This window comes from Stieleria maiorica, from assembly GCF_008035925.1.
GTDB lineage: Bacteria > Planctomycetota > Planctomycetia > Pirellulales > Pirellulaceae > Stieleria > Stieleria maiorica.
On the sequence record NZ_CP036264.1, the window covers coordinates 8,765,562 to 8,792,028 of the forward strand.

The 26,467-nt window shown below is 60.8% G+C and carries 20 protein-coding genes; 17 read left to right on the forward strand and 3 right to left on the reverse strand.

The window, feature by feature from the left end; translation table 11 throughout:
* Positions 1–33 precede the first annotated feature (33 nt).
* The 3 genes from Mal15_RS29760 to Mal15_RS29770 all read left to right on the forward strand — a co-directional run bounded on the left by Mal15_RS29760 (position 34) and on the right by Mal15_RS29770 (position 4,462).
* Entirely contained in the window at positions 34–777 is a 744-nt protein-coding gene (locus tag Mal15_RS29760) for an EscU/YscU/HrcU family type III secretion system export apparatus switch protein (RefSeq protein ID WP_147871076.1), read from the forward strand.
* A gap of 544 nt (positions 778–1,321) precedes the next feature.
* Positions 1,322–2,899, forward strand: a complete 1,578-nt coding sequence (locus tag Mal15_RS29765) for a 2-isopropylmalate synthase (RefSeq protein ID WP_147871077.1) — start codon at positions 1,322–1,324, stop codon at positions 2,897–2,899.
* Between the two features lie 417 nt (positions 2,900–3,316).
* Positions 3,317–4,462, forward strand: a complete 1,146-nt coding sequence (locus Mal15_RS29770) for a DUF1559 family PulG-like putative transporter (protein ID WP_147871078.1) — start codon at positions 3,317–3,319, stop codon at positions 4,460–4,462.
* Positions 4,463–4,755: 293 nt separating this feature from the next.
* On the opposite strand, the gene Mal15_RS29775 is transcribed toward Mal15_RS29770, so the two are convergent.
* Complete coding sequence (locus Mal15_RS29775) at positions 4,756–6,684, reverse strand: glucuronate isomerase (protein WP_147871079.1); 1,929 nt, start codon at positions 6,682–6,684, stop codon at positions 4,756–4,758.
* A gap of 293 nt (positions 6,685–6,977) precedes the next feature.
* On the opposite strand from Mal15_RS29775, the gene Mal15_RS29780 reads away from it, so the two are divergent.
* The 9 genes from Mal15_RS29780 (at position 6,978) to Mal15_RS29820 (ending at position 17,999) form a co-directional block, all read left to right on the forward strand.
* Entirely contained in the window at positions 6,978–8,507 is a 1,530-nt protein-coding gene (locus tag Mal15_RS29780) for a S1C family serine protease (RefSeq protein ID WP_147871080.1), read from the forward strand.
* Positions 8,508–8,894: 387 nt separating this feature from the next.
* Positions 8,895–10,082, forward strand: coding sequence for a formylglycine-generating enzyme family protein (locus tag Mal15_RS29785; protein WP_147871081.1), 1,188 nt, complete (start codon positions 8,895–8,897; stop codon positions 10,080–10,082).
* 76 nt (positions 10,083–10,158) lie between these two features.
* Positions 10,159–11,178, forward strand: coding sequence for an aspartate-semialdehyde dehydrogenase (locus Mal15_RS29790; RefSeq protein ID WP_147871082.1), 1,020 nt, complete (start codon positions 10,159–10,161; stop codon positions 11,176–11,178).
* A gap of 3 nt (positions 11,179–11,181) precedes the next feature.
* Positions 11,182–11,958, forward strand: coding sequence for a tRNA pseudouridine(38-40) synthase TruA (truA, locus tag Mal15_RS29795; RefSeq protein WP_147871083.1), 777 nt, complete (start codon positions 11,182–11,184; stop codon positions 11,956–11,958).
* A gap of 195 nt (positions 11,959–12,153) precedes the next feature.
* Positions 12,154–13,647, forward strand: a complete 1,494-nt coding sequence (locus Mal15_RS29800; protein WP_147871084.1) for a serine/threonine protein kinase — start codon at positions 12,154–12,156, stop codon at positions 13,645–13,647.
* An 18-nt stretch (positions 13,648–13,665) separates the two neighbouring features.
* A complete protein-coding gene (locus Mal15_RS29805; protein ID WP_147871085.1) occupies positions 13,666–14,541 on the forward strand; it encodes an FHA domain-containing protein in 876 nt (291 codons plus the stop codon).
* Positions 14,542–14,705: 164 nt separating this feature from the next.
* Entirely contained in the window at positions 14,706–15,320 is a 615-nt protein-coding gene (locus Mal15_RS29810) for an NYN domain-containing protein (RefSeq protein WP_147871086.1), read from the forward strand.
* 276 nt (positions 15,321–15,596) lie between these two features.
* Positions 15,597–16,709 carry a 3-phosphoserine/phosphohydroxythreonine transaminase gene (gene serC / locus Mal15_RS29815; RefSeq protein WP_147871087.1) on the forward strand — a complete coding sequence of 371 codons (1,113 nt, stop codon included), beginning with the start codon at positions 15,597–15,599 and terminating at the stop codon, positions 16,707–16,709.
* A gap of 114 nt (positions 16,710–16,823) precedes the next feature.
* Positions 16,824–17,999, forward strand: coding sequence for a phosphoglycerate dehydrogenase (locus Mal15_RS29820; RefSeq protein ID WP_147871088.1), 1,176 nt, complete (start codon positions 16,824–16,826; stop codon positions 17,997–17,999).
* Between the two features lie 459 nt (positions 18,000–18,458).
* Here Mal15_RS29820 and Mal15_RS29825 read toward each other — a convergent pair whose 3' ends face one another.
* Positions 18,459–18,671 carry a hypothetical protein gene (locus Mal15_RS29825; protein ID WP_147871089.1) on the reverse strand — a complete coding sequence of 71 codons (213 nt, stop codon included), beginning with the start codon at positions 18,669–18,671 and terminating at the stop codon, positions 18,459–18,461.
* A 210-nt stretch (positions 18,672–18,881) separates the two neighbouring features.
* Here Mal15_RS29825 and Mal15_RS29830 point away from each other — a divergent pair, with 210 nt between their 5' ends.
* On the forward strand, positions 18,882–20,069 hold the full coding sequence (locus tag Mal15_RS29830) for an FG-GAP repeat domain-containing protein (RefSeq protein ID WP_147871090.1): 1,188 nt from the start codon (positions 18,882–18,884) through the stop codon (positions 20,067–20,069).
* Between the two features lie 61 nt (positions 20,070–20,130).
* Here Mal15_RS29830 and Mal15_RS34280 read toward each other — a convergent pair whose 3' ends face one another.
* Positions 20,131–20,292 carry a hypothetical protein gene (locus Mal15_RS34280; RefSeq protein ID WP_167547122.1) on the reverse strand — a complete coding sequence of 54 codons (162 nt, stop codon included), beginning with the start codon at positions 20,290–20,292 and terminating at the stop codon, positions 20,131–20,133.
* A gap of 145 nt (positions 20,293–20,437) precedes the next feature.
* Here Mal15_RS34280 and Mal15_RS29835 point away from each other — a divergent pair, with 145 nt between their 5' ends.
* From Mal15_RS29835 to Mal15_RS29850, 4 genes are all read left to right on the forward strand, one after another.
* Entirely contained in the window at positions 20,438–22,483 is a 2,046-nt protein-coding gene (locus Mal15_RS29835) for a flagellar biosynthesis protein FlhA (protein ID WP_147871091.1), read from the forward strand.
* Positions 22,484–22,524: 41 nt separating this feature from the next.
* On the forward strand, positions 22,525–23,718 hold the full coding sequence (gene flhF / locus Mal15_RS29840) for a flagellar biosynthesis protein FlhF (RefSeq protein ID WP_147871092.1): 1,194 nt from the start codon (positions 22,525–22,527) through the stop codon (positions 23,716–23,718).
* Between the two features lie 312 nt (positions 23,719–24,030).
* Positions 24,031–24,852 (forward strand): FliA/WhiG family RNA polymerase sigma factor, encoded by an 822-nt coding sequence (locus tag Mal15_RS29845; protein ID WP_147872701.1) that lies wholly within the window; start codon positions 24,031–24,033, stop codon positions 24,850–24,852.
* Between the two features lie 30 nt (positions 24,853–24,882).
* Positions 24,883–26,100 carry a glycosyltransferase family 4 protein gene (locus Mal15_RS29850; protein WP_147872704.1) on the forward strand — a complete coding sequence of 406 codons (1,218 nt, stop codon included), beginning with the start codon at positions 24,883–24,885 and terminating at the stop codon, positions 26,098–26,100.
* The last annotated feature ends 367 nt before the right edge of the window (positions 26,101–26,467 follow it).

Here is a 26,467-nt window from a genome sequence, read left to right on the forward strand (position 1 = left end):
GGCTCGTCGCCTCGCCCACTACCCGAATCACTGATGTCCGAAAAGATTCATCCGCCGACTCCACGCCGACGCAAGCAAGCGAAAGAGCAGGGCAGGGCACCGCGCAGCAGCGACGTGGTCTCTGCCGGTTCCTTGCTGGTGACGACGTGTTTGCTGTCTTGGTTCGGTCCTGGGTTGGCACAATCGCTGACCGCGTCATTGACCGATTCATTCAGTCAACCGATCACGTTGTCATTGGACACGTGGGAATCACAGCGCCGGATCATCAAAGCGTTTGCGGCGGTCGGAACGATGTTGCTGCCGATGCTGGTCGCGATGTTGATGTGCGGCGTCGCCCTGAACCTGCTGCAGACCGGTTTAATGATGACGCCGTCCAAACTGGCTCCTTCGCTGGACCGGTTCTCGCCGAGTGCGCGGTTGAAGTCGATGGCCTCGGCTCGCTCGCTGGGGAGATTCGCCATCACGCTGCTAAAACTGATCGCAGTCAGCGCCGTCGCCATCGGCGTGGTGCGTCATGGTCTGCCAACCTTCGTCGGTCTGGCCCAGCAGCCGATGGCCGCGATCGCGACGACCATCTTTGACACCTTGATCGGGTGTTGTTTTTGGATGGGCGCGACGCTGCTGGCACTGTCCAGCGTGGATTACGCGTTGGCCCGATGGCAACACGAACGGGATTTGATGATGACCGAACAAGAGCTGCGTGAGGAAATGCGAGACGCCCAACGGGCGGCCCCCGCGGCAAGTGCGACGACGCAAGCGGTGCAGGGGGTGGCGTAGGCGAGCAAATGCCAGCACGTGGCGTTACGGCCTGTTGATTTATCGACTCGTTCCATGGCTCTGCCTTGGAACGGGCTGCCGGGAGGCTCCGCCTCCCGCCCAATGCGTTGCCGGAGAGGCGGAGCCTCCCGTTCAGTGTGTTCCCAGGCGGAGCCCGGGAACAAGTGACGCTTCCCGCGGGCATTGCCGCATCCCGCGGGCGCCGGCGCGAACCCGCCGGCGGACTTCCGCGTCCGAACTTGCTGACCGAATTGACTTGACGCCCCCGGGCCCCCTGATCTACGCTACGGCCATGAACATTAGCTTGCTTAGCCTTCTACTACTTCTACTGCTACTGCCAGACGGGCGGGAGATGAAGGTTTGCACGCTTCGATTGACAAACCGCTGACACGCGGAATCAATCGAAAAAACAGCGAAAACCCGAGTCCCCGAGGACTCGGGTTTTTTTGTTGTTCCGACGAATGCCCCGGGTTTTTGGGATCCCCGTGTTTTTTAAACGCCCCCTGTTTCCCATACTATCCGAACCCTATTGATGGACACCGTCATGGAATCCACCACCCCCGACTCCAGAATCGCACCCCGCGAAGCCGTGCCAGAAACTAATCCCCAATCCCAGCGTCAGATCCGTATCTTTGACACCACGCTTCGCGACGGCGAACAATCGCCCGGGGCGAGCATGAATTTGGCCGAAAAGCTGGAGGTCGCCCACGCACTGGCCGACTTGGGCGTCGACGTGATCGAAGCCGGATTCCCGATCGCTTCGCCCGGCGATTTCGAAGCGGTCAAACAGATCGCCGAAACGATCAAAGGTTCGACGATCTGCGGTTTGGCCCGCTGTAATGAAAAGGACATCTTGCGGGCGGCCGAAGCGGTCCAGAACGCCGAACAATCCCGCATCCACGTGTTCTTGGCGACCAGCGCGATCCACCGCGAGTTCAAGTTGCGGATGACGCCCGACGAGATCGTCCAGCGAGCCGTCGACGGTGTCAAACTGGCCGTCAGCAAATGCGACGACGTCGAGTTCTCGCCCGAAGACGCCTGCCGCACCGAACACGACTTTTTGTGCCGTGTGGTCGAAGCAGCGATCGATGCCGGGGCGACGACCATCAACGTTCCCGACACCGTGGGATATGTCACGCCCGCGGAGATCTTCAAGATCTTTGACATGCTCCGCAACCGCGTGCCCAACATGGACAAAGCCGTCTTGAGCACCCATTGCCACGACGACTTGGGCATGGCGGTGGCCAACAGCCTGGCCGCCGTCGCCGCCGGTGCCGGCCAGATCGAATGCACCATCAACGGCATCGGCGAACGCGCCGGCAATGCCGCCCTGGAAGAAGTCGTGATGGCGATGAAGACCCGCGGCGATTTCTATGACTGCACCACCCGAATCAATTCCCAGCGATTGGTTCCCGTCAGCCGACTGGTCAGCAAGGTGACCGGGATCAGCGTGCAACGCAACAAAGCCATCGTCGGTCGCAACGCGTTCGCGCACGAATCGGGGATCCACCAAGACGGGATGCTGAAAGAACGCAGCACCTATGAAATCATGTCGCCCGAAGAAGTCGGGTTCGCCAAAACCGACTTGGTGCTGGGCAAACACAGCGGCCGCGCCGCGTTGGCCGACCGCGCCAAGACGCTCGGCTTCCACATCGACGGCGAGGAACTGAACGCCGTCTTCGAACAGTTCAAGTTGTTGGCCGACAAGAAAAAGGAAATCTACGACGGCGACATCATCGCGCTGGTCCAACAAAAGATCAGCACCAGCGGCGGACAGACCTGGTCGCTGGTCGATTACGAAGTCACGTGTTCGAAACAGCAGGCGCCGCGCGTCAAGTTGACGCTCAGTGACGGCAGCGAAGAAAAGTCGGCCGAAGTCACCGAGGGGGACGGCCCGATCGATGCCGCGTTCTGGGCGGTCGAACAGATCACCGGCGTGCAGTTGGTCTGCAAGGACTACCGCGTCCGCAGCGCCACACTCGGCCGCGACGCGATCGGCGAAGTCAACTTGGAAGTCGAACACAAGGGACGGCTGTATCGCGGCACCGGCGTCAGCACCGACAGCGTCGAAAGCACGATCCTGGCGATGTTGAACGCCATCAACCGCATCGCCGCAGAGTGATGCGCGTCGTAGGGCATGCTGTGCATACCGCTCTTTCAAAACTTGTTCCCCGGCTCCGCCTGGGCTGCACAAAACCGGTCGATTCGTTCCCGTTTTCGTTCGTAGGATTTTGGCGTTTTCGATTCCGCTAAACCCTCTTAGGGCCAGTTGTTTGGCGCCAGCCTACGGGCCTCCACGAATACTGGGGCCCGAACGCTTGCGCGAATCGGCTGATGTCACTCGTGTGAAAGTATTCCCACGGATGGCAAAGCGTACCCACGGATCCCTGGCTGCTTTTCATCCGTGGGTACGCTTTGCCATCCGTGGGTGAACCTCCATCCGATTCTCGAGTGTGCCTCCTTACAGAATCGAGCCATCGCGCCGCCGACCTGTTACGATGTCAATAGACAAACGTAGCAATCAGCGAGGATCAGTTCATTGGCTCGTTCAAAACGACGTCTGAGAGCGATCGAAGTTATTTTCTTGGGCGCTGCGACCGCGATGCTGGTGTTCCTTTTACTACCGGCCATTGATGCCGTGCGGCGTCCACATCGTAACGTCCACTGCCTGAACAACCTCAAACAACTCGGACTGGCCGCTCAGAACTTCCATTCCCAACGAGGCCGACTGCCGGGATACGTCCGGTGGTACGGCGATTGGCGACCGGGCCCGCTTTCACCCTCCGCAGATCCTCTCGACGTTGAACTCTCCAGCACGCGCGCACACCAGAAAGTTGGTACCTGGGTTGTCGCGATGTTGCCCTATCTGGATCAGCAACCGCTCTATGACCGATGGTCTATAAACAAATTCCCGATCGCATTCGCAGCGCAAGGTCCATTGACCGAAGGTCGCGCCGGCATCGGGTTCAATCAATCGATTGCCGCGTCGATCGACGTCCTGCAGTGCCCGGAGGCGGCGGGACGAACCGCGATTCCGGGCGTTAACAACTACGCCTGTAACGCAGGCATGCACGCCCCGATGATGAGTCCGCATTTTGAACGCTCGATGTCCGCGGCCAACGGCGTGTTCAACAATCAATTCCCGGGACGTGATCCAAACGGCGACACGGTTCCGCTCGGCCCCGAAATTCGTTTCGACGACATTGCCGACGGACTCTCCAACACGCTGCTGTTCACCGAGAACCTGCAAGCGATGCCGTGGCACCGCGCGGGGTTCATCGATGCCGAAGACCTAGTCCTGCGCGAAGGCCAAGAGCACGTGTCGTATGAACCGACGTGCCGCTACACACAGGGCGTTGTCTGGCACCGGGAATCAGACGATCCTTCGAGCGGATTGCCGGCGATCAATCCGATCCACCGCATCAATTCCACGATCGCCGGGCGTCCGATTGAAGCACTGGAAATGACCAAAGCCAACGCCCACGATCTCGCTCGCCCGAGTTCGCTGCACCCCGGCGGTGTGAACATCGCGCTGGCCGATGGATCATTGCGGTTCCTGAGCGAAACCGTTGACTATCGCGTCTATCAATCGTTGCTCGCACCCGACGATGCCCGAAGCGACGCACCGCTAGACGGATTCGAGTTGCCATCGTGGGACGATCCCAATACCCGCCGACCGCGATAGCGACCGGCCATGCCAGCGGGAAGCGTTAGCGAGCGGCAATGCCAGCGGGAAGCGTTACGGCCTGTTGATTTAGTTCGATCACACGTGGGATCAGCCGTTTCGCGCGAGCGTACGGGCTTCCGATACCAAGAAAACGCACTGGTGCCCGTAGGCTCGCGCCAAACGGCTGATTAATTCAACGGGCCGGTCAGCAAGCGGCTCGTCAGTCCACTCCACCACCAGCGCCCGCCACTGGCTTACGCCACGTGCTGGCATCCCATGCCAGCGGGAAGCGTCAGCGAGCGGCCCGTCCGTCACGACTTGTCGAACACGCCGGCTCCGAACCCGCCCTCATCCTCATCGCCACCGTCGTCTTCGCCGACGGGAAAATGCAACTCGCCGGTCATCGGATCGGGCTTGAGTTTCATCGAGTCGCTGTCGGGAGTGAATTCTCCGTCGGCGGCCAATAGATGAATGCTGGAACCGGGGGTATCGGGACCGGGCGGGTTGTCCCCTTGTTCTCCCAACAGGTCGCCGACGTCCAGCGGGCTCGGATCGATCTCCGCCTCCATCGCGGTGGCATCAAAATCACGCGAGGCATCTTCCAACACGACGTCGGCCACCTCCGCCGCATCGATTTCCTCGGCGGTCGGAATCGGGTCCAGGAACCCCAACTCATCGTCCGACGCGGCGACCGTTTCGGCAAGGGGATCGACCGTGCCAAAACTCTCCGACCCGACCGTGCGATCGGAATCATCGGTGACAGTCGCAAACCCGTCTTGATCGTCGCCGGCATCGGAATCACTGGCCAGGAACGCCGACAGTTCCGAATCATCGTCTGACAAACCCAATTCATCGCCACCGCCAGACGTCGCGACGACGATCGGCGAAGCGGCTGCGTCGTTTGAGTCGTCGATGGAATCCGCTTCGATCAACGGCGACCGAAAGACTTCATCGACGTTGCCACGCAACACCTGACGGCCCAGCTGAATCGCCTTCTCTTCACTCCAACCGTTTTCGCCGACGAATTCGTCCGCCAGCACCCGCGACAAGATTCGACGGTACATGTCGAACTTGGGCAACACGAACTCTAACTTGTACGCATCGCTGTAGTACGCGATTTGCTTGTTGCGCGGGACCGCTTCCAACCGCGCCGCCGCATCACGATGAATGAACGACGGCGTGTTGCTGTACCACCAATGCCCGTTGGTCAACACGTTGGGGAAGATCCAGCTGTAGCTGACCAATTCCTGGTTGGTCACGCTGGCCAGCACCGAGACCGGAAACTTGACCTTGGGGAACGCGTTGAACAGTTCTTTGTATTGGATCAACGAGACCCGACTGTCATACAGGTCTTGGCCTTGATAGACGCCCGAGGGATAGACGCCGCGGTTGACACCGATCATCAAATCGAAGGGCAAACCGTATTGATCGCACAATTCGGCGAGCGTCCAAAAGACACGTCGCGACAGCGCGTCACGCTGTGCGTCTTCGGACCCGGTGTCGTGGCGCAAGACATGGTCCAACGCGTTTTGGGCCGCACCGTCGTCGACCATCGTGGGCTGGAAGGTGGGCGGGATCGAAATCGCACAAGCCCGGGCGCCGTGAGAAACGAAATGCTCGAAACGTTGCTCGAGCGCCGCCCGCAGCGATCCGAGGGTTCCGTCCAGCGGCACGCCGCTGCAACGTTCCAGCCGCCCGCGGACCTCCGGTTTGGCCAGATGGAACACCAGATCGTCGGTGCGAAGACAGGGGATGTAGGTGCTGGAATCAAAGCCTTCCAATTCATCGTCGAAGTCGTTGGTCAGAAAAACCGCTTCGACATTGCTTTGGTCCAGCACGGTTTGCGCCCAGCCGGCGCCGTTCATTTTTTCTTCCGCCGCGTCGTACAACGACTCCCAATTGTCTGGCGTGATCGCGTCGTCGTTGAAATCAAAAAACTCGCGGCAGATCTGCAGCAACCAGTGGTAGTTCGCGGTGTTGGTGATATTGCCCAGCCCATGAACCATTCGCCGCACCAGCTCGCGGGGACCGATGCCGGGTTCCTCGATCTCCTGCCGCGGCATCCCCGCCGAGTGGACCAATTCGGTGTAGTAGTGGTACCCCAGAATGTCCGCCAACGTGCTCGATGCGGGCGTGTGCGGATTGATGTGCGTGTGGGGGTCGACCAGACGAATCGCGGAGATTGCCTGGTAAATCGTCTCGCGCGCCGAAGAGGTGTCACGTGCCGCTGAAGAAGCCATAAGGGATCAGGATCCGAAATACGAAAGGTGCGGTCAGTTCTTGTTTGCGTCCGACAGCATACCCCCCGCGACGCCGTTTGACTGGCCCCGGTACGGTCTGCGTCACCCGCAAAGCAAACGCCAATTGTCGCGCAAAGCGTGACCGAAGGCGAGCCACCCGAACCGGTTTTTCCGCCGGCAGAAACGGATTTGCTGCCGAATTGCAGAAAAAAAGTTGCCGATTCGGAATCCTGTCGCGCTAGAATATGACCTTTCCGTTTTCCGTCCGTTTGCGTGTGGGACCGAGCTCCATCATGGACCGACCGCCAGAAGACCCGCAGCCTGAACCGTCCTCCGACGAAATCGCAGGTTCCGCGCAAGACACTTCCGCCGGCGATCCGCAACCGCCCGAAACGGACCGCTTGACGACAGCCCCATCCACAGCGGATCGCCCCTGCGACGTGCCTCCGGCCGAACCGATCGAAGTGGAGAACATCGATCCGACTCGCACGCTGGTCTTCCATCGGTTTCACCCCCGAACCTCCGGTCCGCCCCGTCCGCACTTCGCGCCTGAGGCGGATGCGGAAATCACCGACGCGGAAATCACGGACATCGATGTAGCGGACATCGTCGTCAGCCCCGATCCGGAATTGATCACCGAGCCCGAGTCGATTTCGATCTCGACGAAACACCGCCAACACGCACGGCGTAGCGATCCGGTGCGACACGGCGTGGTGATGTTGTTGACCGTCCTGGCGATGCTGGGCACCGCCCGGTACATCCTGCCGGGGATCGTCGAAGAAATCCGCTACGCACAACACCGCGGTCAGCTGCGGGCTGAATTCGAAGTCGCCGGGGAAGGACTGAAAAACGTCTCCTTAGACACGCTCAGCCAAGCCTACCAGATGGTCAATGCGGCGGCCGGGCCCAGCGTGGTTCATATCGACATCCACCGCACCGACCACCAAGCGGTCGCCCATCATGAGGTCCCCGGTGCACCGGCGATCCTGATCTCCGACCAGGGCAGTGGAGTCGTCGTTGATGCCGACGGTTACATCCTGACCAACCGCCATGTCGTCGCCAGCAGCGACCAGATCTCCGTCACGCTCAGCGACGGCCGGACGGTGGATGCCGTGATCGTCGGCACCGACGAATTGACTGATTTGGCGGTTTTGAAGGTCAACGCCGATCGCTTGATCCCGATCCCCTGGGGCGACAGCGAGCGGATTCGGGTGGGCTCTCCCGTCTGGGCGATCGGCAGCCCCTTCGGCCTGGACCGCACTGTCACCTTCGGCATCCTGAGCGGCAAACACCGCGTGGTCCGAGCGAAAGACCGCTACCAGGATTTCATGCAAAGCGATGTTGCCGTCAACCCGGGCAACAGCGGCGGACCACTGGTCGATTCACGTGGCACGCTGATCGGAATCAACACCGCCATCGTCGGCGACACCTACCAGGGAGTCAGTTTTGCGATCCCCAGCGGCATCGCCAAAAAGATCTACCTGCAACTACGAGAAACGGGATCGATCGAGCGAGGTTGGCTGGGTGTCTCCCTGGTCGAGGTCCCTGATGACAGGTTGCAGGACCAAAACCACCGCGTCCGCGGGGCGATGATCGCCGCACTGGCCGACCGGAACTCCGGGGCCGCGCGAGCCGGGCTGAAACCCGGCGACTTGGTGATTTCGCTGGACCAAGAGCGGGTGCGGAACGTCGATCACCTGATGCAATTGATCGGAAACGCGATGGCCGGCACGGCGATCCGATTGGACATCGTCCGCGACGGCCAGCCGATGGAATTCGACGTGCTGCTCGGCCGCCGCCCACCGCCCATGGACCTCCGGTAGGCTCTGTCCCGAAACCCGTAGCGGAAGCCGACAAGGCTTTCGACTTGCAGCAGTCCACACGGGAAAAGCCGAAATTCTTGGCGAATTCCGCTACCACATTCGACCCGTGCCGGGTTTAGGGACGTTGCAGTGCGTTCCCAGGCGGAGCCTAGGAACGAGGCAGAAACTTGATGCGTCGCAGGTCCCCATTTTCTTACCCCCGAAATCTTCTTACCTGATCTCGCCCGTCCCCCCAGTACACCCCGGTGACGACTCCGCCGCTATCCACCCTTTCCGGTGCATTTTCCCACATTCAGCCGATCGAAAATCCTCGGCCCCTGCGCTATACTAAGATCGCTAAAACCCTCCGACTCTCTTTTCCAATTACGAGACCCCAGCACCGTGAACATGCCCCGCGTCATTGCTGTGATCGGCCTTTCCGTTTTCACAGCATTCGTTTCCTTCACCCCCGTGGCGTCTGCGGACGAATCGACACCTGGAATCGCGGCAGAGAAGCCCGCTGACGGCCCATCGGTCAAGGTCGACGAGGGGTACATGGTCCCTTACACCCTTCGCGTGCCCGGCACCGACGAAGAAGTGGAAATGATCCCGGTCCCCGGCGGCGAGTTCCTGTTCGGAAGCCCCGAGGACGAGGCGGACCGCCGCGACGACGAAGGCCCGCAAATCAAGGTCACCGTCGATCCGATGTGGGTCGCCAAAACCGAAGTCACCTGGGGCTTGTACAAGGAGTACATGGAACTGTACGGCATCTTCAAAGAATTCGAATCGAGCGGAATTCGGGCGGTCAATGACGACAACAAGGTCGATGCAATCACCGCGCCGACGGAACTGTACGACCCCACGTTCACGTACGAATACGGCGAAGAAGACGATCAACCCGCGGTCACCATGACCCAGTACTCGGCACAACAATTCACCAAGTGGATCAGTCTGGTCACCGGCCAACAGTACCGATTGCCGACCGAAGCGGAATGGGAATACGCCGCCCGCGCCGGAACCGACACGGCATACTCGTGGGGCGACGACGCCGACGACATCGATGATTACGCCTGGTTCTTTGACAACGCCGACGAGGGCCAAGTTGCCGTCGGAACCAAGAAACCCAACGCGTTCGGATTGCACGACATGCACGGCAACGTCGGCGAATGGACCGTCAACCAATACACCGAAGACGGCTACGTCGCCTTCGCCGACAAGCAAGGCATCAACGCCACCGACCTGGTCAAGTGGCCCGAAGTCCCCTCGCCCTGCGTGGTGCGTGGCGGAACTTGGGAATCAGACGCCGAAGACCTGCGCAGCGCCGCCCGCATGGCCTCCGACGACGAAGAGTGGAAATCCGAAGACCCGAACTTCCCACGCAGCCCCTGGTGGCACACCAGCGACCCCTCGCGCGGCGTCGGCTTCCGAATCTTCCGATCTTACAAGCCGCTTGCCAAAGAAACGCTGACCAAGTTCTGGGAGGCCCAAGCCGAAGACACCTTGCTGGATGTCGAATCCCGGATGGACGGCGGCCGTGGCGGCATGGGCGTGATCGACAAAGACTTGCCCAAAGCGATCGAAGAGCTCAATAAATAGCGCGAACTCGATCACCCCAATGAACCTCTCGGCGAAGGCCTCCCTTCGCCACATCACTCCAACCTTTCTAAGTCCCGTGTACGAAACCTTAGCTGTCGTCGGCGCCACCGGTGCGGTCGGACGAATCGTTCTTGAACAACTTGCCAGCCGCAACTTTCCCTACAAGCGACTGAAGCTGCTGGCTTCGGAGCGGTCGGTCGGTCGCGAGATTCGTGTCAAAGACGAAACGATCAAAATCGAACTGCTCGCCCCGGGCGCCTTCGAAGATGTCGACATCGTGATCGCCAGCACCCCCGATGAGGTGTCCGCCGAATTCGCACCCTACGCCGTCAAAGAAGGCGCGGTCGTCGTCGACGAAAGCGGATATTGGCGGATGGATCCCACCGTCCCGCTGATCATCCCCGAAGTCAACCCGGACGCCGTCGCCGATCACCAAGGCATCATCGCCAGCCCCAACTGCAGCACCACGCAGATGGTCGTCGCCCTGGCACCGCTGCACCAAGCGGCGACCGTCAAACGCGTCGTCGTCAGCACCTACCAGGCGACCAGCGGTGCGGGATTGGCCGGCAACGTGGAACTGAAATCCAGCGTCCGACAGATGCTCGACGGCGAAACACCCAGCCACGAGACGTTTCAACACCCGATCGGTTTCAACCTGATTCCGCAAATCGGCAGCGAGAAATTCGAAGGCTACACCAGCGAAGAAATGAAGATGGTGTACGAGACGCGAAAGATCATGGGCGACGAGAACATTCAAGTCTGCCCGACCGCCGTTCGCGTTCCGGTCACGATCGGACACAGCGAATCGATCCTGGTGGAAACCGAAAAACCGCTCACCGCGGCCGAGGCGACCGAGCTGTTCCGCGCCGCACCGGGCATCACCGTCGTCGACGACCTGGGCAACCACCAGTACCCGATGCCGCGTGATTGCGACGGCAAAGACGACGTGTTCGTCGGCCGGATCCGACGCGACATCAGCGGCAACGGTCACGGAATCGCGTTCTGGTGCGTCAGCGACAACTTGCGCAAGGGCGCCGCGACCAACGCCGTGCAGATCGCCGAATTGCTGCAACAGAGCGTCGCGTCGGCCGGCTGATCGGTGACGCGAACCTTCGCGCTCTCGATCGCCTATGACGGCACGGACTTCGCCGGCTGGCAAGTCCAACCCGGCCAAGAGACGATCCAGGGGACGCTGCAGCGGGCGATCTTGCGCTCGACCCAACAGGACGTCACGGTGACCGGCAGCGGACGCACCGATGCCGGCGTCCACGCGCTCGCCCAGGTCGCCAGTTGCCGATTCGCGACCTGGACCGCGTCGACCGACGCACTACTGAAAGCGATCAATTCACGCCTGCCCGATACCGTGGTCGTGACTGAAGTCCACGACGCGCCGCAGGATTTCCATGCCATCCGCGACGCGATCGGGAAACGCTACCGGTACCAAATCCAAGTCCGCCAGCAGCGTGACCCCTTCGGGCATCGCTACCGCTGGCGACTTCGCCGCAACGTCGATGTCGCGGCGATGCAATCCGCCGCGGCCAAGATCATCGGGCACCGCGATTTCGCCAGCTTTGAATCGGCCGGCGCCGCGCGGAAAAGCTCCGTCCGCGACGTCCGCGATTGCCAAGTGATCCCGGCGCCGGATTACGAAACCAGCGGCCACTTGGCGATCGAAGTCGAAGCGAACGGCTTCCTGTACAACATGGTCCGCAACATCGTCGGGACGCTGGTCGAAGTCGGCTACGGGAAACAGACACCGGCGTGGATCGACGAGGTGCTGGGCCAGAAAAACCGAATCTATGCGGGGCAAGCCGCACCTCCCCAGGGCCTTTTTCTGAAAGAAGTCTATTACCGCCCCGGATTCCTACCCGCTTAACGTTGCCGGAACCCCCTTAAACGTGTCGACGCCGCGGCACAGAACCACCGCGGCCAACCCTCATCGGATCGACACCGCCCCTTAACTCAACCTTAACCGTTTTCGTGGGTCGATGCTCAATAATCTAGCCTCCCACAAATTGCGCGATCGCGTGATCACGCGGGGGTCATTCTCGGAGAGCAGACGCACCCATCAATGTCGGTTGAAACCACCGTGCCCGAACCGGTCCTGGATGAAGCAACCCGCGACTTCGTTCGCCGGTCGATGCAAGCCGGCTTGGTTGAACTTGCCGACATCAAGAAGGTCGTCGTTTCGCTGATGACCGAAGACGTCGTGTTCACCCCTGACCGACTGGCCCAAGGCATGGTGGGCGCAGACCTGTTGACCCCCTGGCAAGCGAAAAAGTTGCTGGCCGGCAAAGCGAGGGGATTTCACCTGGGCAATTATCGACTGCTTCGCCCGCTCGGACGCGGCGGGATGGGAGTCGTCTTTCTGGCCCGTCATGCCGTCATGAACCGATTGATGGCGCTCAAGATCCTGCCCTCCGAAGCCTCCAAAGATTCGCGCCGGATCGAACGCTTCAAAGAAGAGGCGCGGGCCTCGGCGAAGCTGGAGCACCCCAACATCGTCCAGGCGTTCGACTTTTCCGAATCCGATGGCAAACTGTTCATCGTGATGGAATACATCGAAGGCGTCGACTTGCACCGGGCGGTCGCCCGCGACGGAGTGATGTCGCCCACCGAAGCACTAGACGCGATGATCCAAACGACCGACGCGTTGGCCCATGCACATCAACGGGGCATCGTCCACCGCGACATCAAACCGTCGAATCTGCTGCTCCGCAACGACGGGGTGATCAAAGTCAGCGACATGGGTCTGGCCAGGATCGGTTACACGGCCGCCGGAACCGATGCGCCCAATCGCTTGACCGGCACGGCCGATTTCATCGCCCCCGAACAGGCCATCGACTCACACACCGTCGACGCCCGCGCCGACATCTACTCGCTGGGTTGCACCTGGTACTTCTTGCTGGTCGGCAAGCCGCCGTTTTCCGGAAACAACGTCGCACAGCGGTTGGCCAAGCACCAAACCGCCAAGGTGCCGCTGGTTTCCGACACGCGATCGGATTGCCCGCCGGCGATCAGCTTGCTGATCCAACGGATGATGGCCAAACGCCCGGTCGACCGTCCCGCCTCGGCGGCCGAGCTGCTGACCCAACTGCGTCGGATTGCGGGTTCCAAATTGGCCGGTCGCGAGCTGGCCAATCGGCCTCGTTCCGAACAGATCGCCACCCCGCCGGACGACTCATCCAGTTTCGCGTCACTGGACGACAGTGGTCCGCTCGGCGAAGCATCACCGGCGGCCATGGCCGAAATCGCCGAAATCGATTTCGGCAGCCTGCCGCCGATCGACTTGGCGACGCTGCCCGGCGCCGCCGTTCCCGTCTCCCCCCTGGCCGCTCCTTCCAATGCGGCGACCAAGACCACGACACCGAAAACCAAACGCACTGGCGGCGACGTCGAATCCGGCCAGAGCATTCTGCTGGGCATCGGACTGGCACTGTCGATCGTCGCGCTCTTGGCGGTCGTCGGCGTCACGTTCTACCAAGTGACCAAAGACGACAAAGCCTCCCCCCGACTCAAAACCATGGAAGACGGCAAAGGAAATGTCATCGTCATCGAGCAGTGAGAAGGACCAAGATCCCCCATGTCCGTCGAATTAATTATCACACAGGGAAGCAATGCCGGAACGGCGGCGCCGATCCACCAAGGCTACTACCTGGTCGGGCGGCTGAAGGAATGTCAAATCCGGCCCAAGAGCCGATCGGTCAGCCGACGACACTGCTTGCTCTTGCACAACGAGGATGGCTTCGGAGCACTGGACCTGAAAAGCACGCGCGGAACCTATGTCAACGGGACCAAGCTCGTCCCGCATCAGTGGTGCGTGCTCGCCGACGGCGACGAACTCCGCTTCGGCAAAGTCGTTTTCAAAGTCTCCGTCAAACAACCCGCCTTTGCCGCTAGCGCCGCGATCCCCGGGCGCGGTGACAACGGCGGCGACACCAACGCCGCTGAAAGCGAGCCACCGATCTCGTGGAACAACCAGGACGTCACAGAGTTTCTGGAACTGGAAGACCAAATCGACTTCGACTTTGGCTACGGGCCGGACGAAAACGGCAGCGATTCGCGACAAGCCGACATCGATGATGACGCTCTGGCCGAAGAGATCGCCGATGCGAATGTGCTCGCCGACAGCGCGATTCGTTCGGGCAAACCCCAGGACACGTTCATCGGTGAAGTGGCCGATGAGATCGACGACGAGTCGAACGGTGAAAAAGAGATCGAAGTCGATTCGAAACCGAAAAAGCGACCGCCGCGGCAAAAGATCGACCACAAACAATACAAGCGCGCCGCCCGACGCTCCTTCAATCTGCCAAGCTTCTCGCTCCGCTCCGGTGAGGGCTACGACTGGAAACTGCTCGGGACCGTCACGCTGGTCGTCGCCACCTTGGGGCTGCTGGGCTACCAACTCTATCAATTCGGCAGCCCGACCAACGTGGAAATCCGCCAAGACCTGGATTGAACGCCCGGTTCGCGACGTGTAGGCGAGAGGCAATCCCCCCCAAAACCCCCGTAGCGGAACTCGCCAAGAGTTTCGCTCCCCCGGCGTCACCCCACACCAACACCGCCGAAAGCCTTCGTGGCTTCCGTTTCGCCGTCGATCGTGCATGGTAGGCTACACGCACCATGTCACTCCTGTTACTGATCGACGGCTACAACATCACCCAGCCGATCGGGCCGGTTCGAAACGCCGACCCCCGTTGGCTGGAGCGCGATCGCAACGTGTTGCTGCGCGAACTGACCAACCACCTGAGCGCACCGGTGCGCAAGAAAACCTGTGTCGTCTTCGACGCCGCCAACCCACCGCGAGACCGGCCCAGCGAGTTCGTGCACCAGGAAATGGCCATCCGATTCGCGGTCGACTATCTGTCGGCGGACGATTTACTGGAAGAGATCATTCGCGCCCACCACACGCCCAAACGGCTGATGGTGGTCTCGTCGGACCACCGAATCCAAATCGCCGCGCGACGGAGGGGCGCCGCGCACTTTGACAGCCAACCCTGGATGGACGACCTGACGGACGGAAAAATCCACCTTGCGATTTCTCCGGTTTCAGATTCCGCCGTTTCAGATTCCGCCAGATCAGGGCGAGATTCCGGCGGGGCAGGGCAGGGCGGTCGTTCGCCAGCGATCCTCGGCAATCCCCCCAGAAAGGACCGCGGGGCGACCAACAAACCGCGGGTCCAGGACCAGGCCGAAGTCGACGCCTGGATGCGAGAATTCGGTTTTGATCCGGATTAATCGGCACTTGTCGCTTCACTGAGCCGACGGCGCTATCCGCGGGCCAACTGTGAGCCGACGGCGCTAGCCGCGGGCCGGCGGTGACATCATTGCCCTTGGAGGCCCGTGGCTAGCGCCATCGGCTCACGTTTCGGTTGCGATTCAATCAACCGCCCCCCTGCGACGTGATGCTCCTTCCGCACACGACCGGCTCGACATAGAATCCTCCCTTCGATCCTTGCCGACGCAACCGTGCCGTCGGCGGCCCCACCCCCCAATGTGACTCCGATTCGTTCGATGACAGCCACCGCGACCGCCCAACGAGCTTACAACTTTTCCGCCGGCCCAGCCGTTTTGCCGGTTCCGGTTCTCGAAGAAGTGCGTGACGAACTGGTCTGCCTTCCCGGCGCGCGATGCTCGCTGCTGGAGATGAGCCACCGCGACAAGACCTTCGTCGACATCCTGCACGACGCCGAAAACACGCTGCGATCGTTGATGAACATCAGCGACGACTATGCAGTGCTGTTTCTGCAAGGCGGTGCGGCGCTGCAGTTTTCGATGATCCCGGCCAATCTGCTCCGCGATTCGGGAAAGTCAGCCGCCTACATCCAAACCGGAACGTGGGGCAAGAAAGCCATCGCCGAAGCCAAAAAAGAGGGCTCGGTCGATGTGGTCTACGATGCGTCGGCGTCGAATTTCAACCACGTCCCCAGGGCCCAGGATTACAGCGTCGCCGATGACGCGGCTTACCTGTACTTCTGCAACAACGAAACGATCCAGGGCGTTCAATTCCCCAGTGAACCCGAGTGCCCGGCCGACGTGCCGCTGATCTGCGATGCGTCGAGCGATTTTATGCATCGCGCGATCGATATCAACAAATACGGCTTGATCTACGCCTGTGCCCAAAAGAACGCCGGCCCGGCGGGCGTCACCGTCGTCGTCATCCGTCGCGACCTGCTCGAGCGAGGTTCCGATTCGTTGCCCGGCTACCTGAACTACAAGAACCACGCCGACGCGGATTCCGAGTGGAACACCCCGCCGACGTTCTCCATCTGGGTGCTGGGTAAAGTCGCCAAGTGGCTTCAAAACGACATCGGTGGGCTTGAGGCGATGGAGAAGATCAATCGCGAAAAGGCCGCGATGCTGTACAACGCGATCGATCAATCCGGCGGCTTTTACACCGGACACGCCAAACCGGATTGCCGATCGTTGATGAATGCGACCTTCACGCTGCCCAACGACGACTTGCAATCGGCGTTCTTGGCCGAAGCCGCCGCGCAGGATCTGGTCAGCTTGAAAGGGCATCGCAGCGTCGGCGGAATCCGCGCCAGTATCTACAACGCGATGCCGGTCCAGGGCGTCCAGACGCTGGCAAACTTCATGACCGATTTTGCAACCAAAAACGCGTAACGCGTCGGTCTGCCGAACACGCCCGATCTGTCCGGCGTCTGTGCCTGTGTTGCAGTGCCGGCGCCGTGACATCCCCGCTCCCACACCTTTCCTCCAACCACAGCAACGCCAGCGATGTACAAGATCCTGACGCTCAACAACATCTCCGTCAAAGGACTCTCTCGCCTGCCACGCGAAGACTACGAAATCACCTCCGAAGCCAGTCACCCGGATGCGATTCTGCTTCGTTCCTTCAAGATGCACGACATGGACATCCCCGAATCGGTCGCGGCGATCGGTCGTGCCGGCGCGGGCGTGAACAACATCCCCGTGGACAAGATGACCCAGCGTGGCGTGCCGGTGTTCAACGCCCCCGGTGCCAACGCCAACGCGGTGAAGGAACTGGTGCTGGCCGGGTTGCTGCTCGCGTCTCGCAACATCTATCCGGCGATGAAATTTGCCGCCTCACTCGAGGGCACCGACGCGGAGATTTCTGCGGCGGTTGAATCCGGCAAAAAGAACTACGTCGGCTGCGAATTACACTCCAAAACCTTCGGCGTGATCGGACTCGGTGCGATCGGACGACGCGTCGCCAACGCGGCCAGCGCCCTGGGCATGAAAGTCGTCGGGTACGACCCACAAATCTCCGTCGAAAACGCCTGGCGACTGTCGCGGAACGTCGAGCAAGCGATCAACTTGGATCACCTGTTCTCTCAATGCGACGCCGTCAGTGTCCACGTCCCGCTGTTGGACGTCACCAAAGGCCTGGTCAACAAGTCGCGCATCGAATCGATGAACGATGGCGGCATCATCGTCAATCTGGCCCGCGGCGGCATCTGCGACGACGACGCGGTGCTGGCCGCGTTGGATTCCGGAAAGCTGAGCGCCTATGTGATCGATTTCCCCACCGCTCAGTTGATCAAGCACCCCAAAGTGATCTCGTTCCCGCACCTCGGTGCGTCGACCGAAGAGGCCGAAGAGAATTGTGCGATCATGGTCGCCGATCAGGTCCGCGAATTCCTGGAAGACGGCACGGTGACCAATTCGGTCAACTTCCCCGAAGCCACCATGCCACGCGGCGGCACCGGATGCCGTGTCACGATCGCCAACGCCAACGTCCCCAACATGGTCGGCCAAATCTCGACGATCCTGGCCAACGCCGGACTGAACATCGCCGACCTGTTGAACAAGTCGCGCGGCGATCTGGCTTACACCATCATCGACCTGGACGGCAACATCGAAGAAGCGTCACTGCAAGCGCTCCGAAAAATCGACGGCGTCCTCGCCGTTCGACATTTGCCGAATAAGTAGGCACGAAGCGTACCGCTCGCGGCAGTGGAGCGGGATCGGCAGAATGATACGGGGCAGAATGATACGGTCCGCGGAGGCGAGTGATTCCGAAAACCGCTTGACCTCGCCTCACGCGGGAGTCCTCTTTGCCTGAAGGGCATGCAAACCCGTAGCCTGGGGCCAGCCGTCCGAGCGTAGCCGCCCCAGGGAAACTATTCGGGCTTGCACACAGACCGTCCGGTTCGCCAACGGCGATAAACATCCTCGCCGAGGGTGAGCCCCAGCGAATCCGGACGTCACTCCAGGTCCACTGTAGATATCGGGTAGGAAGATTTCAGGGGTAAGAAAATGATGAAGTGCACCGTCCATCCGGTTTAGCGAATTTTCCTACCCTATAATTTTCCTACCTCTCCACCTGACGCGTCGAAAAGGAATCAAGAGGGGTGGCAGAATGATGAGGTGCTCGCAGCCGTCCCCGCCTCAATACATTCCATCAGGCGGCGCCTGATCCGACCGAGCCTCGATCGCTCGATCGACTTCTTTCTCGATCTGTCGACGCAGCACGCGGCGGCGAAAGATCCCCGCCGCGTTCCACTCGTCTGCGTACCGCGCTTCGATCTCGGGGCGGACCTCGGCCTCGATCCCGGCGATGGCGCGTTCGTACCCGTCGCTGACAAATCCGTGACGTCCCATCGCACCACCTGAACAAGTTCGGCCGCGGTAAACTGATACCGACTCAAACGACACGGGTATCAACGTTGGTGTCTAGCCTTTAGGCGATTCCCCTGGGCAATTCTCGGTCGCTGCTTTGCAGCAACAGGGAATCGCCTAATGGCTAAACACCAACACGCATGCCGTGCCATCCGATAATGACTCAATTGAATTCTAGCCGAAAAACCAGGCATGCATCCAACCCGCTTCCGCCTAGATGCGATCTTGTCCGTCATCGGATTCGTCGTCCTGCTCTCGTCGACCGGCGCGCCGCCCCTCGCATCGGCACAGACTGCTTGGAAACGACACACGATCGACGACACCCATCGCGGCGCCGACGGCGTGCGACTGGGTGACTTCAACGGCGATGGTTTGCCCGACGTCGTCACCGGCTGGGAAGAATCGGGACTGGTGCGGCTGTACTTGAATCCCGGCAGCGCCAGTGCCACCGCCCCATGGCCGGCGGCGACGATCGCCCGTGCCAAATCCCCCGAAGACGCCGTGCCGATCGACATGGACGGCGATGGACGGCTGGACATCGTCAGTTGCCACGAAGGCAAACAGCGACAATTGTTGGTCCATTGGAACGACACATCGGCCTCCAACGCGGATACATCACAACTGCTCCGTCAACCAAACTGGACCACCGATCGGTTCAAACAGCTCGACGGCGTGATGTGGATGTTCGCCTTGCCGCTGGGCAAGATCGACTCCCGGATCGCGTTGGTCGCCGGGGCAAAGGGTCCCAAGGCCACGATCACTCTGCTGCTCAGCTCACCGAAACCTTCCCGTGACCTATCAACATGGGCCTCGATCCCGCTGCGTGACGCCGGCTGGATCATGTCGCTGCGGGCCGTCGACATGGATCACGATGGTGACCTGGACATCGTTTTTTCCGACCGCAAAGGCAACCGCCGCGTCGCCGCCTGGCTGGAACAACCCGACGATCCCGAACAAACGTGGACCGAACACGTGATCGCGGGGCAGGGCAGGGAGGTGATGTTTCTGACCGCCACCGCAGAGCGTTGCCTGATCAGCACACGAAACAGCGACTCGCTGGATTGCCGCCGCACCGGCGACGCCTGGCACGTGACGACGCTAAAACACCCGCCCGGAGTCAACAATGGCAAAGCGATCGAGTGTTTCCCTGACGACCGGATCGTGCTGACGGCCAACACCCATGCCAGCCCCAACCGCGACCTGCCGGGAATCTGGATCCGCGATCCACAGGGAAACTGGTCGGCGATCGATCCCACGACCGCCGTCAAGTTCGATCGAATGGAATTGCTGGACCTCGACGGCGACGGAGACCTGGACGTGATGACCTGTGAAGAACGCCAAAACCTCGGCATCATCTGGTACGAAAACCCGGCACGTTGAAGCGTCATCGGAGCAGGGCAGGGGAGTGACAGAAAAATAGGGGGCAGAAAAATGGATTAAGTCATCGGTCGTCAGTTTTCAGATTTGCCCAATATTTTCCTGTCACCCATTTTCTCGTCTCTTCTTTTTCCCCACCTCTATTTTTCTGCCAACTGGCAACTGCAACTGTATTCTTGTCACCACTTTCCACACCCCATTTTTCTGCCCCCCATTTTTCTGTCATCTCCCTCCACCGTCCTCCACCTCCTGTTTCACGCCGCGTTTCACACGCCCGCGCCCAAAGAATCACCTAGACCCCGCGCTCACCGATTCACTACTGTCGCCGGGAAAGCTTTTTCATTGTCCCCCTGCGTGCGACAGGTCTTGCATTGTCCCCGATCCAACGATTCCGTCCCTGGTTGCTGCCGATCGGAGTGATGGCCTGTCTGGTCGTGATCATGATGCCGCTGCCGACGGTGATCATGGACTTTTTGCTGGCCGGCAACATTGCCCTGGCGGTGGTGATTTTGCTGACGACGATTCATGTCGCCACGCCGCTGGAATTCAGCGTGTTTCCGACGCTGCTGCTGGCGACCACGCTGTCTCGGTTGGTACTGAACATCGCGACGACGCGACTGATTTTGGCCGACGCGCCCACCGCGGGCGACGACGCCGCCGGCGGCGTGATCCGGTCCTTCGGGCAGTTCGTCGCCGGCAATCAGATTGAAGTCGGGTTGGTGTTGTTTTTAATCTTGGTGGTGGTCCAGTTTGTGGTGATCACCAAAGGGGCGACGCGGATCAGCGAAGTTGCCGCCCGGTTCGCTCTGGACGGAATGCCGGGACGTCAATCGGCCATCGATGCCGACCTGAACGCGGGCAACATCGACGCGGAAACGGCGGCGGGAAAACGTGACGAACTGATCGCCGAAGCCGACTTTTATGCCGCGATGGATGGTGCGGGAAAATTCGTCCGTGGCGATGCGGTCGCCGGGCTGGTCATCACCGCCATCAACATCATCGGCGGGCTGTACCTGGGCATCGTCGGCTCGGGCATGGGGGTGGCCGACGCCGCATCGGTGTTTACCAAACTGACGATCGGTGACGGGTTGGTCAGCCAGATCCCCTCGCTGTTGATCTCGCTCTCAGCCGGCATCCTGGTCACCCGCGGCACCCGGAAAACGGATCTGGCGGACAACTTTGTCACTCAACTGCTGGGAAACTCCAAAGCCTTGCTGATTGCCGGCGGCTTTCTGTTGGTGCTGGTCGTCACCGGCCTTCCGCCAATTCCCCTGATCTTGCTGGGAAGCGGATGTGTTTTGATCGCGACGACGCTTGACCGCAACGCGAAACAACAGGCCGCCGAAGAACTGCAACGGCGTGAAACCGAATCGCAATCGGCGACGCCGACTCAGAAACGCGTCGAAGACTTCCTGGCCGTCGACCCACTGGAAGTGGCGATCGGGCTGGGGCTGCTGCCGCTGGCCGACCCGATCCGCGGCGGTGATTTGATGCAACGCATCGCCAGTCTGCGGAATCAAATGGCCGCGGAAATCGGCATCGTCCTGCCCAAAGTACGCGTTCGTGACGACGCGACACTGGGACAACAGGAGTACGAGATCCGCCTGTTCGGTGACTTCGTCGCCCGCGGCCAATTACGCGTCGAGAAACTGCTTGCCAGCAGCGACGGCAGAACGACAGGAAACCTCGAGGGTGAACCGACGCAGGAGTTCGGCGGCGGGACGTCGGTCTGGATCGATCCGGTGGGCCGCGAACAGGCGATGATCTACGGATTCAAGACACGCACGGCTCCCGGCGTGCTGGCCGACCACCTGGAACAAGTCGCCCGCGCACACGCCGACGAATTGCTGTCCCATGATGCGACCAAGCACCTGCTGGATGAACTGCGTCAGGTCGCTCCGGCGATGGTCGATGATTTGGTCCCGAATCGCTTGTCGATCAATGACGTGCAAAAGGTCTTGCAGGGGCTGTTGCGCGAGGGCATTCCGATTCGTCAATTGGGCATCATTCTTGAGGCGCTCGGGGACGCGGCCGGCCAAAATCACGATTCGCTGGAACAAATCGAACACGTGCGCAGGCGTCTAGCACGAACCCTCTGTTCCGGGCTCCGCGACGAACAACGGATCTTGCGCGTCGTCACACTCGACGCGGCGACCGCGGCCAATCAATTTTCAACCCGAGACCACAAAACACCAGACGTCACTTGCGACGCAATTCGTCAAGCCGTTAAGAACCTATCCAACGAAGGATACCCGCCGGTCCTCTTGGTCGGTCCCCGCCTTCGACGCCGCGTGAAACAGGTGACCGAAGAAGCGGGCATCTGGACCCACGTGTTGTCCACCCAAGAAATCACCAACGACACCCAATTGGAAATCCACTCGACGATCGGCTTCCAACCCTCCACCGCCGCCGCTTAGTCCTGACGATCACCAGTCCCCGCCTTTTTACAGCCCGCTTGATGCAAGTCAAAATATTCCGAGCCGCGAATCTGCAAGCTGCCCTGGAAGAGATCCGGGAACAGCTCGGACCCCATGCATCCGTACTGCGAACGCGCCAGTGTCGCGACGGCTGGATGGGATGGCTGGGCCGAAGCTACGTGGAAGTGACGGCCAGCACCGGCGACCAACAACGTGACGCTGGCGAGTTGCCCACGGACGATTCACATCCTTTCCCAGGTCGCGTGCCGGCGGCGACGCACACACCGGGCACGATGCCGATCGACTCGCGCCAAACCCTGTCGGTCGTGCCGCGTCTGCCGGAGGATGATCGACGTTTCGCAGCGGGCACGTCCCGGATCAACCCGCCGGGCATCCACCCGCGTTCCTTCGCGGACCCGACGTCGCAGTACCGCACCGGTCTGATCTCGCTGGGCGTTTCCGAAACCGTGGCCGATCGCTGGATCCGTTCGACCAGCGGCTTTGTCGCCAACCTGGACGACCGCTGGGATCAATCCTGGCTGGAACAACTCGAGCGCAGCGTGGCCCGCGAAATCCGTCTGAGCGGGCCGATCCGGCTGAGCCCCGGCGAACGCCGCATCGTCGCCCTGATCGGACCGACCGGCGTCGGAAAGACCACCACGGTGGCAAAGCTGGCCGCCGGATTCCGACTCCGATCCAAACGACGCGTCGGACTGTTGACGATCGACACGTTCCGCATCGCCGCCGTCCAACAGCTCCAGGCCTATGCCCAAATCATGGACCTGCCGATGAGTGTGGTCGAGTCGAGCGACCAGATGCGTGGGGCGATCGATCAGCTGGGCGACGTGGACCTGATTCTGATCGACACCGCCGGACGCAGTCCCAAGGGCGACATGAACATCGCCGGGCTGGCCGAGTTGTTGCGAACCGCCCAGCCCGATGAAACCCACCTGGTGATCAGCGCGACCAGCACGGCCGCGGTCGTCCAATCCGCACTCGACGGGTTCGCCGCCGCCCGACCGACCGCTGCGATCCTGTCCAAACTTGACGAGACACCTTACACCGCCGGCGTCCTTTCGGCGCTGGCCGCCTCGCGTGACCGCATCGGGTTGCCGATCAGCTACGTGACCAATGGACAACATGTCCCCGATGACATCGCCATCGCAACCGCCGAATCATTGGTCGAGCGATTGGTCCCGGCTCCGGTCAGCGTGCGACAGATCGAAGCCGCCTGAAAGAAACAAAGAAATAAACTCAACTCACCAAGAGAAACAACCGATAGAGAAAAAGCCGAGGGCTGGGATCTCAAAAGACGACTTGAGATTTTTTTTTGAGAGACCACCTTCGGCGACTGGGTCAACCCCGGCACACACGGACAAGAAAGCTGGACACTGATGTCCCGTCCCTTGTTCGCGCGTCATGCCGGAACCAAGACCCGAGTGGCGTTGACGATTCCCAGAACGCAGTGATGCATGACGGGGCGTCAGCAAACAGCGAAAGCGAACCCCAAACATGACCTCGGCGACATGACGTCGTCGGCAGTCGAATTGAAGATCACGGAGGATTGGATGCCAGCCGCAGTTTCAACAGACGATGAAATCCTAGAGGTTTGGAAACAGTTTAAGCAAACCGAAAAGGATGCGGACGAATACGAACCTCTGCGTAACCGCCTCGTCGAGCGTTACATGCCCTTGGTTCGATACAACGGCGAACGCATTTGGCAACGCCTTCCTGATGGCGTCGAACTCGATGACCTGATCAGCGCCGGCATCTTCGGACTGATGGACGCCATCGATGCCTACGACATGGACCGAGGCGTCAAGTTTGAAACCTATTGCGTGCCCCGAATCCGTGGCGCCATGCTGGACGAACTTCGCACCATGGACTGGGTGCCCCGGTTGGTCCGCAGCAAGGCCAGCAAACTGGCCGTCGCCAAGAAACAATTGGAAACCAAGTACGGACGCCCCGCCACCGTGCAGGAACTGTCCGAACACATGGAACTGTCCGTCGCCGAAGTCGAAAAGATGGAATCCGACGCCAATGCCGTCGGCGTCGTCTCGCTTAACAAAAAGTGGTACGAAACCGACAGCTACAAGGACGTTCGCGAAATCGACATCCTGGAAGACAAGAAGGGCGAAGACCCGACCCGACGCGTTCAGAAAAACGACCTGATGCGGCTGGTCACCAAAGGACTCAATCGCAACGAACGCCTGATCATCATTCTTTATTACTACGAAGAATTGACGATGAAGGAGATCGGTGCGACACTGGATCTGTCCGAGTCGCGGGTCAGCCAAATGCACACGTCGATCGTCAATCGACTGCAATCCCAACTGGGACTGCGCCGCGTCGAATTCGGAACGGCCTAGGCTTCCGCCCCTCCTTTGAATGTCAATCGCGTGCGCGTCGCCCACATCATCACTCGTATGATCATCGGCGGCGCCCAAGAAAACACGCTGCTGAATTGCCTGGACCTGATCGAGCATCATGACGACGAAGTGATGCTGGTCACCGGCCCGGCGCTGGGACCCGAAGGCGATCTGCTGCACCGCGCCGGTTTCTTCCCCGATCAAGCGAATCAACAGGGCAGGGCAGAACTCCGGGGCAGGGCAGGGGAGTTGCAGATCGAGCTGCTGCCGATGTTTCGTCGCAACATCCACCCGCTTCGCGACTGGGCTGCATCCAGGGCGATCCGCAACGCGATCCGACACTTCCGCCCCGATGTCGTGCACACCCACAGCGCTAAAGGCGGGCTGTTGGGCCGTGCCGCCGCTTGGTCGCTCGGCGTGCCCGCGGTGATCCACACCGTCCACGGCGCGCCCTTTCACGAATTCCAGCCCCGCGCGGCGCGCGAATTCTTTCGACGCTGCGAGCGGTACGCCGCAGCCCGCTGCCACCACATGATTTCGGTCGCCGACGCGATGACCGACCTGATGGTCCGCGCCGGCGTCGCGCCGCGCGAAAAATTCACCACCATCTCCAGCGGGATGGACGTCGATCCGTTCTTGCGTGCCGACGAGCATCGCCAAGCCGTCCGCGAAAAGTATCAAATCGCCCCCGATCGGGTCGTGATCGGCAAAATCGCGCGTCTGTTTCATCTCAAGGGCCACGACGATCTGATCACAGCGGCGGCCGATGTGGTGCGGCAATGCCCCCAGGTGTTGTTCCTGTTGGTCGGCGACGGCATCCTCCGCGAGCCGTTGATCCGGCGGATCGAGTCAATCGGCCTGTCCGACCATTTCGTCTTCACCGGCCTGGTGTCTCCGTCGGACGTCCCTCCGCTGATCGGTGCCATGGACGTCCTGGTCCACACCTCGCTGCGTGAGGGCCTCGCTCGAGCCCTGCCACAAGCCTTGATCGCCGGAAAACCGGCCGTCAGCTACGACGTCGATGGTGCCCGGGAGGTGGTGATCAGCGGCGAAACCGGCTTCTTGGTGCCGGCCCGCGACACCGCGGTGCTGGCCGATTCGCTGATCCGGCTGGCCGAAAACGACCACTTGCGACAAGAATGGGGCAGGGCAGGGCGGCAGCGATTTACCGAACAGTTCCGCCACCAGGAGATGACTCGCCAGATCCGCGAACTTTACCTGCGTGTGCTGGGCCGGCGGCCGGGCTAGACTCCACCGCGGCTCGGTTTTCGGGTAGTGGACGAGGCGACGAGATCTGATCAGCCGTATGGCGCGAGCCTACGGGCCCAGTGCATTTTCTTGGTATTGGATAGCCCGTACGCTCGCGCGAAACGGCTGATCCCGCGTGTGATCGGATGAAATCAACAGGCCATTTGGGCAGTAGCGGAACTCGCCAAGAGTTTCGGTTCCCCTCGGCGAATCGCCGAAAGTCTTGGCGACTTCCGCTACCTCTCCTCCCGATCATTGAGCGACGATCATCCAGCCAGTTTCCCTTCCCCGACTTTCGCCGCATCCGGGGCGTCAACTATGATGCGACGTCACCGGGGTTTGGTACACTCAACCGCCCCCCAATCGA

Excerpts from the sequence above, each read along its gene's own strand:
- Mal15_RS29760 (WP_147871076.1), top strand. The coding sequence starts at position 34 with ATGTCCGAAAAGATTCATCCGCCGACTCCACGCCGACGCAAGCAAGCG.
- Mal15_RS29805 (WP_147871085.1), top strand. The coding sequence starts at position 13,666 with ATGTCCGTCGAATTAATTATCACACAGGGAAGCAATGCCGGAACGGCG.
- Mal15_RS29780 (WP_147871080.1), top strand. The coding sequence starts at position 6,978 with ATGGACCGACCGCCAGAAGACCCGCAGCCTGAACCGTCCTCCGACGAA.
- Mal15_RS29830 (WP_147871090.1), top strand. The coding sequence starts at position 18,882 with ATGCATCCAACCCGCTTCCGCCTAGATGCGATCTTGTCCGTCATCGGA.
- Mal15_RS29800 (WP_147871084.1), top strand. The coding sequence starts at position 12,154 with ATGTCGGTTGAAACCACCGTGCCCGAACCGGTCCTGGATGAAGCAACC.
- flhF (WP_147871092.1), top strand. The coding sequence starts at position 22,525 with ATGCAAGTCAAAATATTCCGAGCCGCGAATCTGCAAGCTGCCCTGGAA.
- Mal15_RS29765 (WP_147871077.1), top strand. The coding sequence starts at position 1,322 with ATGGAATCCACCACCCCCGACTCCAGAATCGCACCCCGCGAAGCCGTG.
- serC (WP_147871087.1), top strand. The coding sequence starts at position 15,597 with ATGACAGCCACCGCGACCGCCCAACGAGCTTACAACTTTTCCGCCGGC.
- Mal15_RS29775 (WP_147871079.1), bottom strand. The coding sequence starts at position 6,684 with ATGGCTTCTTCAGCGGCACGTGACACCTCTTCGGCGCGCGAGACGATT.
- Mal15_RS29825 (WP_147871089.1), bottom strand. The coding sequence starts at position 18,671 with ATGGGACGTCACGGATTTGTCAGCGACGGGTACGAACGCGCCATCGCC.
- Mal15_RS29785 (WP_147871081.1), top strand. The coding sequence starts at position 8,895 with ATGCCCCGCGTCATTGCTGTGATCGGCCTTTCCGTTTTCACAGCATTC.
- Mal15_RS29810 (WP_147871086.1), top strand. The coding sequence starts at position 14,706 with ATGTCACTCCTGTTACTGATCGACGGCTACAACATCACCCAGCCGATC.
- Mal15_RS34280 (WP_167547122.1), bottom strand. The coding sequence starts at position 20,292 with ATGACAGAAAAATGGGGGGCAGAAAAATGGGGTGTGGAAAGTGGTGAC.
- Mal15_RS29820 (WP_147871088.1), top strand. The coding sequence starts at position 16,824 with ATGTACAAGATCCTGACGCTCAACAACATCTCCGTCAAAGGACTCTCT.